Source organism: Henriciella mobilis (assembly GCF_003576315.1).
Lineage (GTDB): Bacteria > Pseudomonadota > Alphaproteobacteria > Caulobacterales > Hyphomonadaceae > Henriciella > Henriciella mobilis.
On the sequence record NZ_QWFZ01000039.1, the window covers coordinates 239,634 to 254,536 of the forward strand.

Annotated in this window: 15 protein-coding genes; all 15 read right to left on the reverse strand. The window is 61.2% G+C overall.

Annotated elements, in window-relative coordinates; genetic code table 11:
* Positions 1-3: 3 nt before the first annotated feature.
* The 15 genes from D1227_RS18340 to nuoH all read right to left on the reverse strand — a co-directional run bounded on the left by D1227_RS18340 (position 4) and on the right by nuoH (position 14,894).
* Positions 4-690, reverse strand: coding sequence for an ABC transporter ATP-binding protein (locus tag D1227_RS18340; RefSeq protein WP_119376619.1), 687 nt, complete (start codon positions 688-690; stop codon positions 4-6).
* A complete protein-coding gene (locus tag D1227_RS18345) occupies positions 690-1,961 on the reverse strand; it encodes a lipoprotein-releasing ABC transporter permease subunit (protein ID WP_119376618.1) in 1,272 nt (423 codons plus the stop codon). Before D1227_RS18345 ends, D1227_RS18340 begins: the two co-directional genes overlap by 1 nt.
* Positions 1,961-3,280 carry a proline--tRNA ligase gene (gene proS / locus D1227_RS18350; RefSeq protein ID WP_119376617.1) on the reverse strand — a complete coding sequence of 440 codons (1,320 nt, stop codon included), beginning with the start codon at positions 3,278-3,280 and terminating at the stop codon, positions 1,961-1,963. The genes D1227_RS18345 and proS overlap by 1 nt, the downstream gene beginning before the upstream one ends.
* A 112-nt stretch (positions 3,281-3,392) precedes the next feature.
* Positions 3,393-3,635 (reverse strand): DUF1467 family protein, encoded by a 243-nt coding sequence (locus tag D1227_RS18355; protein ID WP_119376616.1) that lies wholly within the window; start codon positions 3,633-3,635, stop codon positions 3,393-3,395.
* On the reverse strand, positions 3,635-4,066 hold the full coding sequence (mce, locus tag D1227_RS18360) for a methylmalonyl-CoA epimerase (protein ID WP_119405910.1): 432 nt from the start codon (positions 4,064-4,066) through the stop codon (positions 3,635-3,637). Before mce ends, D1227_RS18355 begins: the two co-directional genes overlap by 1 nt.
* A 10-nt stretch (positions 4,067-4,076) precedes the next feature.
* Positions 4,077-5,756: a ribonuclease J gene (locus tag D1227_RS18365; protein ID WP_119405718.1), complete on the reverse strand. Its 1,680-nt coding sequence runs from the start codon at positions 5,754-5,756 to the stop codon at positions 4,077-4,079.
* Position 5,757: 1 nt separating this feature from the next.
* Positions 5,758-6,531: a type III pantothenate kinase gene (locus tag D1227_RS18370; protein ID WP_119376613.1), complete on the reverse strand. Its 774-nt coding sequence runs from the start codon at positions 6,529-6,531 to the stop codon at positions 5,758-5,760.
* Positions 6,515-7,276 carry a biotin--[acetyl-CoA-carboxylase] ligase gene (locus D1227_RS18375; protein WP_158586723.1) on the reverse strand — a complete coding sequence of 254 codons (762 nt, stop codon included), beginning with the start codon at positions 7,274-7,276 and terminating at the stop codon, positions 6,515-6,517. Before D1227_RS18375 ends, D1227_RS18370 begins: the two co-directional genes overlap by 17 nt.
* Positions 7,273-8,697: an NADH-quinone oxidoreductase subunit N gene (locus D1227_RS18380; protein WP_119405720.1), complete on the reverse strand. Its 1,425-nt coding sequence runs from the start codon at positions 8,695-8,697 to the stop codon at positions 7,273-7,275. The genes D1227_RS18375 and D1227_RS18380 overlap by 4 nt, the downstream gene beginning before the upstream one ends.
* Positions 8,698-8,703: 6 nt before the next feature.
* A complete protein-coding gene (locus tag D1227_RS18385; RefSeq protein ID WP_119405721.1) occupies positions 8,704-10,194 on the reverse strand; it encodes an NADH-quinone oxidoreductase subunit M in 1,491 nt (496 codons plus the stop codon).
* Positions 10,194-12,365 (reverse strand): NADH-quinone oxidoreductase subunit L, encoded by a 2,172-nt coding sequence (gene nuoL, locus D1227_RS18390; RefSeq protein WP_119405722.1) that lies wholly within the window; start codon positions 12,363-12,365, stop codon positions 10,194-10,196. The genes D1227_RS18385 and nuoL overlap by 1 nt, the downstream gene beginning before the upstream one ends.
* A gap of 7 nt (positions 12,366-12,372) precedes the next feature.
* Positions 12,373-12,681 carry an NADH-quinone oxidoreductase subunit NuoK gene (nuoK, locus tag D1227_RS18395; protein WP_119376608.1) on the reverse strand — a complete coding sequence of 103 codons (309 nt, stop codon included), beginning with the start codon at positions 12,679-12,681 and terminating at the stop codon, positions 12,373-12,375.
* Positions 12,682-12,684: 3 nt separating this feature from the next.
* Entirely contained in the window at positions 12,685-13,275 is a 591-nt protein-coding gene (locus D1227_RS18400; RefSeq protein WP_119376607.1) for an NADH-quinone oxidoreductase subunit J, read from the reverse strand.
* Positions 13,276-13,335: 60 nt separating this feature from the next.
* Positions 13,336-13,821 carry an NADH-quinone oxidoreductase subunit NuoI gene (gene nuoI / locus D1227_RS18405; RefSeq protein ID WP_119376606.1) on the reverse strand — a complete coding sequence of 162 codons (486 nt, stop codon included), beginning with the start codon at positions 13,819-13,821 and terminating at the stop codon, positions 13,336-13,338.
* Positions 13,818-14,894, reverse strand: coding sequence for an NADH-quinone oxidoreductase subunit NuoH (nuoH, locus tag D1227_RS18410; RefSeq protein ID WP_119405723.1), 1,077 nt, complete (start codon positions 14,892-14,894; stop codon positions 13,818-13,820). Before nuoH ends, nuoI begins: the two co-directional genes overlap by 4 nt.
* Between the last annotated feature and the right edge of the window lie 9 nt (positions 14,895-14,903).

Below are 14,903 nucleotides of genomic sequence, written 5' to 3' on the forward strand. Positions count from 1 at the left end.
GGGTCAGCCGGTAAAGGTTGTGAGTTTTCCGTCCTGCAGCGTCAGCACCCGGTCCATATGCCGGGTCAACGCCATGTTGTGAGTCGCGACGAGGACGGCGGCCCCTTCGCTCCGGGCAATCCGGATCAGGCTCGCAAACACCCGGTCGGTTGTGGTTGGATCGAGGTTGCCGGTCGGCTCGTCCGCAATGACCAGTTTCGGGTCATTGACCAGCGCCCGGGCAATTGCAACGCGCTGCTGTTCCCCGCCCGACAGCTGGCCCGGCTGGTGATCGGCCCGGCTCTCAAGGCCCATCTCGGCGAGCAGGACATCCGCCTTCTGCCGGGCGATCCGCCGCTTTACGCCGTTCACCATGAGAGGCATGGCGACATTGTCTCGTGCATTGAACTCGGGGAGCAGGTGGTGGAACTGATAGACGAAGCCGAGCTTTTCCCGGCGAAGACGCGTGCGTACGCCGTCCGGCAGTTTGAGCACCGATTCACCATCAAGCAGCACTTCGCCGCCCTCGGCGCGCTCGAGCAGGCCGGCTGTGTGAAGCAGCGTCGACTTACCTGAGCCGGACGGACCAACCAGCCCGACCAGTTCGCCCTTGTTGAGCACCAGGTCGGCGCCCTCCAGCACCTTCAGCACGTTCGGGCCTGAGCGGTATTCGCGGACGATACCACGCAGTTCGAGGACAGGCTCGCTCATCACTCGAACCTCAGGGCATCGACGGGATCCAGCCGCGCCGCATTCCAGGCGGGCCAGATCGTGACCAGGATGGACATGCTCATCGCCCAGAGCGTCGTGAAGAGGGCCTCGCCCCAGTCGAGTTCGGCTGGAAGGCCGTCCAGTCCGTAAACATCGGCTGCGAAGATCTCGCGCCCCATGACGAAGCTGAGCGCGGTTTCCACCGCGTCGATATTCAGCACGATAAGCACACCGAGGCCGAGGCCGATTAGCGCGCCGGTCAGCCCGAGAATGGCGCCGATCATGATGAAAATCCGCATGATCGCCCCGCGTGTCGTGCCGATCGTCCGCAGAATGGCGATGTCACGTGTCTTGTTCTTCACCAGCATGACGACACCGGTGATGATATTGAGCGCCGTGATCGTGATCAGGATCAGCATGATGATCCGCATCATGCCCCGTTCGACATTCAGCGCATTGAAATAGGATGCGCGCTGCTGCTTCCAGTCGAAGACGACATACTGGAACCCGGTCATCTCATTGATCTGGCGCATGGCCTGCTCTGTCTTCATCGGATCGACCAGGCGGATGTCGATGAGCTGGTACTCCCCCTTCCGATTGAAGAAGAGCTGCGCCTGATCCATCGGCATGAGAACGTAGAGCTTGTCGAGTTCGACACTGCCGGTGGTGAAGGTGTCGCCAACTGTGTAGGTCTTGCTGCGCGGTGTAACGCCAAACGGCCCAGCCACGCCCTCCGGAGCGATCAGCCTGATTTCCTCGCCGGGCCGTACGCGGAGATCCGACGCGAGGAAAGCGCCGATCAGAACGACGTCGCCGCCATTCTTGCCCTCACCCCAGCCAGCAGCATCTGCCTGCGATCGGCCGCCTTCAAGATAGGGCAAATTATCTATGTCCTGAGGACGAATGCCCCTCACCAAAGCGCCTGTGCGTCCATAGTCGGTGGTCGCCAGGACCTGTTGTTCGATGATCGGTGAAGCGCTCTCGACGCCGGGCAGCTCGACGATGCGATTGACGAGGTCCTCTACCTCATCGGCCGGATAGTCCTGCACCTGGACGAAAACCTGCCCCGAACCGCCTAGAAGCGCATTCAGCAGGGTCGACCGGAACCCGGCCATGACCGACATGATGACGATCAGCGCCATCACGGCGAGCATGATGCCGAAGAAGGAAATGATGGAAATCAGCGAAACACCGCCATGCTGGCGCCGGGCGCGAAGGTATCGCCAGGCGAGCGCGCGCTCGACACCGCTGAAGGGCGCCGACTTCGCCATTAGCCCGCTTTCACCTTCTCGATGGCCTCAGTGAGAGGCAGCTCGGATTTTTCACCGCTCTTGCGGTTCTTGAGTTCCACAACACCATTCTCAATGCCGCGCGGACCGATCACGATCTGCCAGGGCAGGCCGATCAAATCCATCCGGTTGAACTTCGAACCGGGACGCTCGTCGGTGTCGTCGTAAAGCACATCCAGTCCGGCTGCCTGCAAGGCGTCATAGGCCTCGTCGGCGACCGTCGCGACCGCCTCATCCTTGGGACGCATGGAGATCAGGCCGACCTCGAATGGCGCGACCGATTGTGGCCAGACAATGCCGTTCTCGTCATGGCAAGCTTCGATGATCCCGCCGACGAGGCGCGATACGCCAATGCCATAGCTGCCCATCTGGACCGGGACGTTTGCGCCATCCGCTGTCTGTACTGTCGCGTTCATGGGCTTGGAATACTTGGTGCCGAAGAAGAAAATATGGCCGACTTCGATCCCCCGCGCAGAAACCTGCCGCTCGGCCGGGATTTTCCCGAATTCGGCCTCGTCATGTTTTTCCTCAGTGGCCGCATAGAAATCGGTCCGCTTGGCAACCTCATCCGACAGGTCCGCATCGAAATCGAGGTCGAGGCCCGGCGCGGGAAGGTCGAGCATCGCCTTGTCGCAGAAAACCGCGCTCTCGCCCGTATCGGCTAGGATGATGAATTCATGGCTGAGATCACCGCCAATCGGGCCCGTATCGGCCTGCATCGGGATCGCCGTCAGCCCCATCCGGTCAAAGGCGTTTAGATAGGCGCAGAACATCTTGTTGTAGCTCGCGCGGGCAGCCTCCTCGGTGAGGTCGAAGGAGTATGCGTCCTTCATCAGGAACTCCCGTCCACGCATCACGCCAAAACGCGGACGGATCTCGTCACGGAATTTCCACTGCGTATGATAGAGGTTGAGCGGCAGCGCCTTGTAGCTCTTCACATAGGAGCGGAAAACGTCGGTGATCAGCTCTTCATTGGTGGGGCCGAACAGCATCTCACGTTCATGGCGGTCGGTAATGCGAAGCATTTCCTTGCCATAGTCATCGTAGCGCCCGCTCTCCTGCCACAGCTCCGCCTGCTGGATGGTAGGCATGAGAAGCTCTATGGCGCCAGCACGGTCCATCTCCTCGCGGACGATCTGCTCGATCTTCTGGAGCACCCGAAAGCCGAGCGGCAGCCACGTGTAAATCCCCGCACCGTTCTGGCGAACCATGCCGGTTCGCAGCATCAATTGGTGGGAAATGATGGCCGCATCAGCAGGCACATCCTTGGAAACAGGCAGGAAATAGCGCGTCAGTCGCATGGTCTTCTTGGACTCGATAGCGGTGGAAAGGTCAGGCTGGTGTTATTGGCAGTTTGGCCGATTGGCTAGAGGGCGCATGCAAGCAAGCCGGCCTGCGACCGGTCAGCCACCATTAGCCGCCATAATACTGGAGCAGCGGCACGACGACGAGGCCGGCGATAACAGTACAGATGATCGCGCCGATCGTCGCCCAGATGATCTTTTTCGGCATCATGTGCCGGACGGGCGCGCCCTCTTCGGTACCGTCCTCGATCTCGCCATCCTCGAACTGCCCACGCACGCCGATTGGCAGGACCACGAACAGGCACATCCACCAGGAAATGAGAAAGATGACAACTCCGCCGACCAGATTCATCAGTGATCGCCTTTCGGGCTCTCCATGAGTTCGACCAGGACGCCGTTTGTGTTCTTCGGATGCACGAAGATGATCAATGTGCCATGCGCGCCTATCCGAGGTTCGCCCAGCACCGTGGCACCGCGCTCCTTCATGACTGTCACGGCCTCGTGAATATCGTCCACCTCGAAGCAGACATGGTGCTGGCCACCCTTGGGATTCTTCTGGATGAAATTATGGATCGGGCTCTCTTCATTCAACGGCTCGATCAGCTCGATCTGGCTGTTCGGCAGGTTGACGAAGCAGACCTTCACCCCCTGTGCCGGCATGTCGAACGGCTCGGTAATGTCCGTCGCGCCATAAAGCATGCGATAGGTCTCGATCGCCTCCGGCAGGGACGGCACGGCAACGCCGACATGATTGAGCGGCCCGAGTTTGAATTCCTTCGACATCATTTTTTCCTCACACTCTCATGATCGTCACATCGACGAGCGGCTTTCGACCGAACACGCGTTCGCACGACCGCCTTATGGCTCTTACCAGAACGGCCTCAACCGTATCATCGTCAAGCCGCTTGCGGCGTGACAAACCGTCCAGCGCCTCGTCGCAGGCCGCCTCCACCTCATCCAGGGACTCATCGGCGAGACTGCCATCTTCTTCGCTCAGCCCTCGGGATGTCAGATAGGGGCCGTCCGCAATCGAGCCATCCTCATCCAGGGCCACACTGGCTGTAACATAGCCGTACTTCGAAATCGCGATGCGTTCGCCAAGGCCTTCGGCACCGGCCGGCACCAGCCTGGAACCATCCAGATACAAGCGACCATTCGGCACCACATCAATCGCCTCCGCCTTGCCCGGCCAGAGGCGGATCATGTCACCGTTACGCGGCGTGACAGCTTCGGCAACCTGCATGCTGCGCGCGAAGGCGGCATGTTCGACAATATGCCGGCGCTCTCCGTGTACAGGGACGGCGATACGCGGACGCACCCATTGGTACATCCGCTCAAGCTCGTCGCGTGCCGGATGGCCGGAGACATGGATCGGATCGGGCGTCATCCGGTCGGTAATGATACGCACCCCCCGCTCGGCGAGCGCATTCTGCATGTCGAAAATGCCCTTCTCATTGCCGGGAATGACCCGCGAGGAGAAGATCGCCGTATCGCCCTCGCCGAGCGTCAAGTGGCGATGCGTGCCATTGGCGATCCGGCCAAGCGCCGCGCGTTCCTCGCCCTGGCTGCCGGTACACAGGTAAAGAATATTGCTCGCCGGGAACGAGCCTGCATCCGCCTCGTCGACGAGGTCGGGAAGGTCTTTCAGCACACCGGTCTGAACGGCCGCGTCGACGATCTTGTGCATGCTGCGTCCGGCCAGGCAGACACTGCGCCCGGCTTTCCGGGCCGCCTCGATCACCGTCGCCACGCGGGCGACATTCGACGCAAACGTCGCCACAGCAACGCGCCCCTTGAGCGAGCCGATCAGCTCGATCAGGTTGCCGCGCACAGTCGCTTCCGACCCGCTCTCGCCATTCACGAAGACGTTCGTGCTGTCGCAGACCATGGCCAGAACACCCTCATCGCCAAGCTTTTTCAGTCCTTCGACATCGACGCCCTCCCCGATCAGCGGGTCAGGATCGATCTTCCAGTCTCCCGTATGGAGGATGGTGCCGGACGGTGTCTTGATAGCCAGCGCGTTGGGTTCCGGGATGGAGTGGGTCAGCGTGATATAGGTCACGGTGAACGGCCCGGCCTCGACCTCGCCTTCCAGTGGAACGACATTCACGTCGACATGGCTCAACCCGCGCTCGGCCAGCTTGCCGGCGACAAGATGCGCGGTGAACGGCGTCGCATAGAGCGGCGCGCGCAGGCGCGGCCAGAGCAGGCCAACCGCGCCGATGTGGTCTTCATGCGCGTGGGTCAGGAAGATCGCTTCGATATTGTCGGCCTGGTCTTCGAGAAACTCGGGATCTGCGCAGATGAGGTCGATGCCCGGCGTCGAGTCGTCACCGAATGTGACGCCGAGGTCGACCAGGATCCATTTGCGATCGTGCGCCGGACCATAGCCATAGGCGTTCAAATTCATGCCGATCTCGCCACAACCGCCAAGCGGCAGGAAGACGAGTTCGGGTGTATCCAGATTTGGCATGTCAGCCTTTACTGTTGCGTCTGTAGATTTCCAGGAGGCCGGACTCCATCAGGGTCTGGTCATAATGGTCGATCGTGGCGCTCGCCCCCTCAAAGAGTGAGGCAACGCCACCGGTCGCGATAACGGTCATCGGCTGGCCGTACTCTGCCTTCACGCGCCGGACAAGACCGTCGATGAGATCGATATAGCCCCAGAAGACACCCGTCTGCATGGCGGCAACCGTCGAATCCCCGATGATCTTCTCGGGCCGCTGGATCGCAATCCGAGGCAGCTGGGCCGCCGCATCGTGCAGCGCGCGCATGGAAAGGTTGATACCGGGGCTGATGATGCCGCCCTCAAATCCACCGTCTGGGCCGACAATGTCGAGGGTTGTGGCCGTGCCGCTGTCGATCACGATCAGCGCGCCCGGATAGGCGATATGCGCCCCGATGGCCGCGACAAGGCGGTCGGCACCGACCTGCTCAGGCCGTGCGATCCGGATCGGAACACCGAGCTGCACGCCCGGCTCGCCAACGACAAGCGGTTCAACACCGAAATAGCGGCGCGACAGGTTCCGGAAATTGAACAGAGCCTGTGGCACAACACACGAGATCACGCACGCGTCGATGTCGTAGATCGACAGCTTGCGCATATCCATCAGCGGTCCGAGCCAGACGACATAGTCGTCGGCCGTGCGGCGCGGATCGGTCGCGCTGCGCCACATGGCCACCCAGTCCTCGCCGTCGTGCAGCGCAAAAACCGTATTCGTGTTCCCGATATCAATCGCGAGCAGCATGGCCGCCGACCTCCTTCACCAGTTCCACATCCCCGGCTCTTATGATGCGCTGCGAGCCGTCGGACAATTGCAGTTTGAGTCCACCATCCGCCGCCAGGCCGACAAATGTGCCGCTGACCGCCTCTGCGCCCTTGCCAGTGGTCACCTGCTGACCGAGCGCCTCGGCTTTGGCTTCCCAGTCCTGCAGAAGCGAGGGGAAATCCTCGCGCGCCTGACGGATCCGGTTTGCGAAGGCAGGCCGGAGGGCGTCAAGAACGACATCAGCGGTAACGAGATCGGCGGCGCCGAGATCTGCCAGGCTGGTTGCTGCCTGTCCGGCTCTTTCTGGCGCGTTGCGAACATTGATCCCCATACCGGTGGCAACCCAGCTTCCACCAGTCCTGACCTGCCCGGCTTCGACGAGAATGCCGCACAGTTTCGCACCGGACACCCGGACATCGTTCGGCCATTTCAACCGGACATCGGCGCCCGGCACGAGCATCGAACATATATCCGTAACAGTGAGTCCGGCGGCGAACGGAAAACGCGTCGCCACACCGACGCCCGCAGGCTCGCGGAAAAGCGCTGTGCAGAACAGGTTCCCGGCGGGAGAGACCCAGCTGCGCCCAAGACGCCCCCTGCCCGCGGTCTGCTGGCGTGCCGCGATCCAGAGTGGCCCGTAGGTCCCGCTGGTGGCCAGCCGGCGAGCCTCCTCGTTCGTGCTGTCGATGACGTCATGCCACTGGGCGGGCGCGTCTGGCGTCACCGATAGAGCCCGGCAGCCGCGCTTGATGCCCAGTCAGCGAATGGGCCGACGAAGATGAACAAGGCGATACAGGCTATCGCGGATGCATAGATGGCCGTCGTCACCATCGCATCCACCGGCTGGAAGCGTTCGGCAGGTTCGCGCACCCACATGATGAGGATGATGCGGAGATAGTAGCCGAAGGCCAGCACCGAGCTGATCACGAGCACGATAAGAAGCGGCAGCAGCCCGGCATTCCAGCCGGCTTCAAACACGAGCAGTTTGCCGAGGAAGCCAACGGCCAGCGGGAAGCCCGCTACTGAAATGACCAGGACGGTCAGCGCAATGGCCAGACCGGTGCGCCGGCGGACGAGACCCGCAAGCTCGTCAATGCTCTCGACCATGCCGCCTTCACGGCGCATGGCCAGGACACCGCCGAACAGGCCGATTGATGCGATGACATAGGAGGTCATGAAGACCAGCAGCGCCGCCGCGCCGTATTCAGCGCCCGCCGCCACGGCAATGAGCGCATAGCCCATATTGGCGATGGAGGAATAGCCAAGCAGACGCTTGAGGTTAGTCTGGATGAGCGCACCAAACGCGCCGATCAGCATCGACAGGGTCGCGATGATGGCAATGATCATCTGCCAGTCTTCGAAGGCTGTCGGGAAGGCGGTGAACATCAGGTTCGCAAAGACCACCATGCTGGCCATCTTGGGCGCGGTCGCGAAGAAGGCGACAACCGGGCTGGGGGCACCTTCATAAACGTCCGGCGTCCAGACGTGCATGGGCGCGGCGGATACTTTGAACGCCATGCCCGAAATCATGAGGACCATGCCGAAGAGAAGGCCAATTCCGCCTTCGGCCTCGGCGACCATTTCGTAGCTCGTCGAGCCGGTGAAGCCGTAAACAAGCGAAATGCCGTAGAGCAGGATGCCCGACGCCAGCGCACCGAGCACGAAGTATTTCAGGCCGGCTTCGGCCGAACGCATCGAGTCGCGGTGGAAGGACGCCAGCACGTAGGATGACAGGCTGAGCGTCTCGATGCCCATGTACAGCGTCATGAAATTCGAGGCTGACAGGATGATGCCAATGCCCATCGAGGCAAAGATCACCAGAAGCGGGTATTCATAGCGGATCGTCTCATGGCGCTTGAGGAAGTTCTCGCCCATGAGCAGCGTCACCGCGCCTGCGCCGAAGCTGACGACCTTGGCGAAGTTCACGAAGGGCGACGACTTCACGAGGCCGTCGAACGCTTCCCCGCCCGACCAGTTCATCAGGACGATCACCAGCGCCGCGATGAGCGACAGCGCGCCGAACTTGAAGGATATGCTGTTGAAACGGTCGCCGAAGACGGCGCCGAGCAATACGCCAACCAGACCGGCCAATGCGAGTAGCATTTCCGGGCCGATGGCCGCGATCATCGCCTCGAAGTCAAGCATGGGCGATTATCCTCCGGTGATCATCTGCAGCGCGCGCAGGCTCGACTCGCGCGTCACGTCAAAAACCAAATTCGGTGCAACGCCGAGCAGCAGCGTGCCGATTACGAGCGGGATCAAAGTGATAAGTTCCTTGACCGAAATGTCCTGAATGCCTTCCAGCGCAGGGTTTGTGATCTGGCCGAACACCGTGCGGCGGTAGAGCGTCAGCATGTAGACGGCCGAGAAGATCACACCGAGTGCGGCGCCGGCGGCAGCCCAGCTGGAGGCCAGGAAGGCGCCGGTCATCGTCAGGATTTCGCCGACAAAGCCACTAGTGCCCGGCAGGCCGACATTGGCCATGGAGAACAGCATGAAGATGGCCGCATAGATCGGCATCTTGTGCACAAGGCCGCCGTAGGCTGCGATCTCACGCGTGTGCATGCGATCATAGACGACGCCGACGATCAGGAAGAGTGCGCCGGAGATCAGGCCGTGCGAGATCATCTGGAAGATCGCGCCCTGCACGCCGACCTCGGTAAAGGAGAAGATGCCAAGCGTCACAAAGCCCATATGTGCCACGGACGAATAGGCGATCAGCTTCTTCATGTCGGTCTGACGCCAGGCCACCAGCGAGGCGTAGACGATGGCAATCACGGACAGCGCGAACATCATTGGCTGGAAGAACTGGCTCGCATCCGGGAACATCGGCAGCGAGAAACGAAGGAAGCCGTAGCCGCCCATCTTAAGCAGCACCCCTGCCAGGATGACCGAGCCGGCCGTCGGCGCCTGGACGTGCGCGTCAGGCAGCCAGGTGTGGACCGGCCACATGGGCAACTTCACCGCAAAGGAGGCGAAGAAGGCCAGCCATAGCCAGGTCTGCACCTCGGGCGCAAAGGCGAAGGTCTCAAGCTGCATGATGTCGGACGTGCCGGCCTGCAGGTACATGAAGACCACGGCGGCCAGCATGAAGAGCGAGCCAAGCAGCGTGTAGAGGAAGAATTTGAACGACGCGTAGATCCGGTCCGCCCCGCCCCAGACACCGATGATGATGAACATCGGGATAAGGCCCGCCTCGAAGAAGACGTAGAACAGCACCAGGTCCATCGCGCAGAACACGCCGATCATGAAGGTCTCGAGCACCAGGAAGGCGATCGTATACTCCGTCAGGCGCGTCTTCACCGAGCCGTAGGACGCGATCAGGCTGAGCGGGGTCAGCAGTGTCGTCAGCAGGATCAGAAGCAGCGACATGCCGTCGATGCCGAGCTTGTACTGGATATTGGCGAACCAGCCGATTTCCTCGACCAGCTGGTAGCCCTCGGCCTCCATGTCGAAGCTGGCGAGCATGACGAGCGAGGCCAGGAAGGTTGCGACCGAGAAGATCAGGCCGGCCGTCAGGGCCTTGTTGCCGGTTGCAACGTCGGTCTCCTGGCTGCCTGTCATGGCGCGCACGAGCATGATCAGCACGGCGCCAGCAAGCGGCAGGAAGGTGACCGCTGTGAGAATCGGGAAATCGCCCATCAGCCCGCGCCTCCGACGCGCCAGAAGATCACCGCGCCGAACACGAGGGCCGCGCCGATGATTACGAATGCATAGTGATAGAGATAGCCGGTGTGCATTGCCGACAGGCGGCGCGAAGTCCATTGCGCCAGGGCTGTCACGCCATCAGGGCCGAACCCGTCGATGATGCGCTTGTCGCCAGTCTTCCAGAAGAAGCCGCCAAGCCAGCGCGCACCGGCGATGATCGTGGCATTGTAGATTTCGTCGAAATACCACTTGTTCGCGAACAGGCTGTGCAGCGGACCGCCGGACTTGGCGATCTTTGCGCCGAAACCGCGATTGAAGAGGTAGGTGAAGGTCGCGATCAGGAAGCCGGTCACGGTGACCACGAGCGGCGCCCAGAAGACCCAGCCCGGAACCTCGTATTTCTCTTCCAGCAGGTGATTGTCCGGCGTGGTGTAGATGGACCCTGCCCAGAACTCTGCCTGATGGTGGCCGACAAATGAGCCATAGAAGATGAAGCCGGCGAAGATCGCGCCGAGCGACAGAAGGCCGAGCGGCACCAGCATGACCCAGGGCGATTCATGCGGATCGCCATGATGGCCGTGTCCGTGATCGTCGTGCGCATGGTCATCATGCGCGAGATGGTCGTCGGCGTGGCTGTCAGCCTCATGCGTGTCAGCCGGCATGCTGTCTTCGCGCGGACCGTGGAAGGTCATGTAGATGAGGCGCCAGGAGTAGAAGCTCGTCAGCAGCGCGGCGATGATGCCGAACCAGAAGGCGAGCTGAGCGAAGGTGATTCCGTTCTCGCCGGCCGCAAACGCCGTCTCGATGATCGCATCCTTGGAGAAGAAGCCGGCAAAGCCGAGCTGCGTGTGCGGCACGCCGAGGCCGATAATGGCGATCGTGCCGATCATCATCGCGGCGTAGGTCAGCGGCATGTACTTCGCGACGCCGCCCATCCGGCGCATGTCCTGCTCATGGTGCATGCCGTGGATGACCGAACCTGCACCGAGGAAGAGCAGCGCCTTGAAGAAGGCGTGCGTGAACAGGTGGAACATGGCGGCCTGATAGGCGCCAATACCGGCCGCGAAGAACATGTAACCAAGCTGCGAACAGGTCGAATAGGCGATGACGCGCTTGATGTCGTTCTGCGCCATGCCGACCGTAGCTGCGTAGAGCGCGGTTACCGCACCTATGAGCGTCACCATACCGGCGGCAACCGGCGCGTATTCGTAGATCGGCGATACGAGGCAGACGAGGTAAACGCCCGCGGTCACCATGGTCGCGGCGTGGATGAGCGCGGAGACTGGCGTCGGGCCTTCCATGGCGTCCGGCAGCCAGACATGCAGGAAGAATTGGGCCGACTTGCCCATCGCGCCGATGAAAAGAAGGATGCCGATCACTTCGAGCGCGGGCACGTCCCATGCAAGGAACGGCATCACGAGTTCCTGTACTGGCGCGGCGCTGGCGAGCGCCAGCGGCGTCACCGTCGCATTTTCCTTGATGGCTGAGAGTACCGGTTCGAACTCGACCGAACCGAAGACCAGGAAGACAGCCATGATGCCGAGTGCGAGGCCGAAGTCGCCGACCCGATTGGTCACGAACGCCTTGATGGCTGCGTCATTCGGCGCCTTGTTGTGATACCAGAAGCCAATCAGCAGGTAGGAGGCGAGTCCCACGCCTTCCCAGCCGAAGAAGAGCTGGATGAAATTGTCGGCAGTCACGAGCATCAGCATCGCGAAGGTGAAGAGCGACAAGTAAGAGAAGAAGCGCGCCCGGTGCGGATCTTCCGACATGTAGCCCCAGGAATAGAGGTGCACGAGACCGGACACGCCCGTGATTACAGCCATCATCACAATGGACAGGGCATCGACCCGGATCGCCCAGTTGGCCTGGAACTGGCCGACATCCATCCAGGTCATCAGCGTGATGACATGCTGGACGGCTGCGACCGCGTGCCCACCGCCATGGCCGCCTTCAGCCCCGGCGGTGTGAACGGCTTCCGTCACCCCGCCGCCGAATGCGAACATGAACAGCTGGATGACCGACAGGATGCCAGCAAGGCCGACCGTCGCCGTCGTGATGATCATCGCGCCGCGATCGGTGACGAATTTCTGGAAAACGCCAGCGATCAGCGCGGCAAGGCCCGGCGCCAGAACAATAAAGAGGAGTGCGAAATCCGGTAGCATCTGGCCCCTACCCCTTCATCAGATCGACGCTCTCGACGGCGATGTCGCCGCGATTGCGGAAGTAAACTACGAGAATGGCGAGCCCGACCGCCGCTTCAGCGGCCGCCACCGTCAGCACCAGCATGGCGAAGATCTGCCCGGTGATCGTCCCCGAGAAAACGGAGAAGGCGACCAGGTTGATGTTCACCGACAGCAGGATCAGCTCCAGCGCCATCAGGATGACGATAATGTTCTTGCGGTTCACGAAGATGCCGACAACGCCGACCGTGAAAAGCACCGCCGAAACGGCGAGGAAATGGTTGATCGTAATATCCATGGCTTACAGCCCCTCGCCCGATTTGACGTCAATCCGGCGGATGGCATCCTTGCGCCGCCGCGCGGTCTGATGTGCGATATTCTGGCGCTTCACATGCGGCTTGTGGCGCAGCGTCAGCACGATCGCACCAATCATGGCGACCAGCAGGATCAGGCCGGACAGCTGGAACAGCAGCAGGTAGTCGGTGTACATCACCTGGCCGATCGCCTCGGCATTGTTCTCGGCGCCCGGATAGGGATTGAAGCTGTCGGCATCGGCGCCGCGCGCGAAGGTGGCGAGCGCGATCTCTGCAATGAAGGCAAGGCCAACCAGCGCTCCAAAGGGCAGATAGCTCAGAAAGCCCTGTTTCAACTCGACGAAATCGACGTCGAGCATCATGACCACGAAGAGGAAGAGCACGGCGACGGCACCGACATAGACGACGACCAGCAGCATGGCGAGAAATTCAGCGCCGATCAGCACCATCAGGCCTGCCGAGGTAAAGAAGGTCAGGATCAGCCAGAGCACAGAGTGCACCGGGTTCTTCGCGGCGATCACACAGACTGCCGACACCGTGACAATCGCGGCCAGAATGTAGAAGGCGATCAGTTCCACCGGTTCAGCCCCAAAAATTGAGAGGCGGTCGCCCGCCCCGTGAAAAGTAAAGTGCGCCGCCTAGCGGTACGGCGCGTCGAGTTCAAGATTGCGGGCGATCAGCCGTTCCCAGCGGTCGCCATTCGCAAGCAGTCGTTCCTTGTCGTAGTACAGTTCCTCGCGCGTTTCCGTCGCGAATTCGAAGTTCGGCCCCTCGACAATCGCATCGACCGGGCAGGCCTCCTGGCAAAAGCCGCAATAGATGCACTTCACCATGTCGATGTCGTAGCGTGTCGTGCGGCGAGAGCCGTCCTCGCGAGGCTCAGCCTCGATCGTGATGGCCTGCGCCGGGCAGATCGCCTCGCAGAGTTTGCAGGCAATGCAGCGCTCTTCGCCATTCGGGTAACGGCGCAGCGCGTGCTCACCGCGAAAGCGCGGACTGAGCGGGTTCTTTTCGAAGGGGTAGTTGTTGGTCGCCTTGCGCGTGAACATTTCCCGAAGCCCGAGGCCGAAGGCACTCAGGAAGTCGGTCAGCAGCGCACCGCGAATGGTCTGGACGAGGCTCATGCCTGAACTCCCATATAAACGACGTAACCGGAAACGATGAGGACGGCGGCCAGAGATGTCGGCAGAAATATCTTCCAGCCAAGCCGCATCAGCTGGTCATAGCGATAACGGGGCACAACAGCCTTCACCAGGGCGAACAGGAAGAAGAAGAACACGACCTTCGCCATGAACCAGGCAAGATGGCCGAGGTTGACCACCCATAGCGGGAAGTTCGCCACGAAATCCTCGCCCAGCGGGATCGGACCGTGCCATCCGCCGAGGAAAAGGATCGTCATCATCGCGCACATCAGCACGATGTTGAGATACTCCCCGATCATGAAAAGCAGGTACGGGGTCGAGGAATACTCGACCTGGTAACCGGCAACGAGCTCGGATTCGGCTTCAGGAAGGTCGAAAGGCGGGCGGTTCGTTTCGGCCAGCGCGGACACAAAGAACATGACGAACATGACCAGCATGACCGGGAACAGCAAGACGTGGTTGAAGCTGAACACATGCCAGGACCAGAACCCGCTCGACTGGTTCGAAACGATGTCCGACAGGTTCATCGATCCGACGAGCAGGATCACCGTGATGATGATGAAGCCAATCGAGACTTCGTAGGAAACCATCTGCGCCGCCGACCGCAGCGAGCCGAGGAAAGGGTATTTCGAGTTTGATGCCCAGCCGCCCATGATGATGCCGTAGACACCGAGCGAGGACACCGCAAACAGGTAGAGTATGCCGACATTGAGATCGGAAACGACCCAGCCCGGCGCGACCGGGATCACGGCCCAGGCCGCGAAGGCGAGCGTCAGCGAAAGGATCGGTGCCAGCAGGAACACCGTCTTGTTGGCGCCCGCCGGGATGATGATTTCCTTGAGCAGGAATTTCCCGAAATCGGCAAAGCTCTGCAGCAGCCCGAACGGGCCGACTACGTTCGGGCCCTTGCGCATCATGACCGCTGCCCAGACCTTCCGGTCCATCAGCAGGAGGAAGGCCAGCGACAGCAGCAGGACAATGGTGAACAGCATGATCTGACCAATCACGGTCAGCCAGCCGAACAGCAGTCCATGTTCCTGGATGAATGCACTCATGGCGCTCGC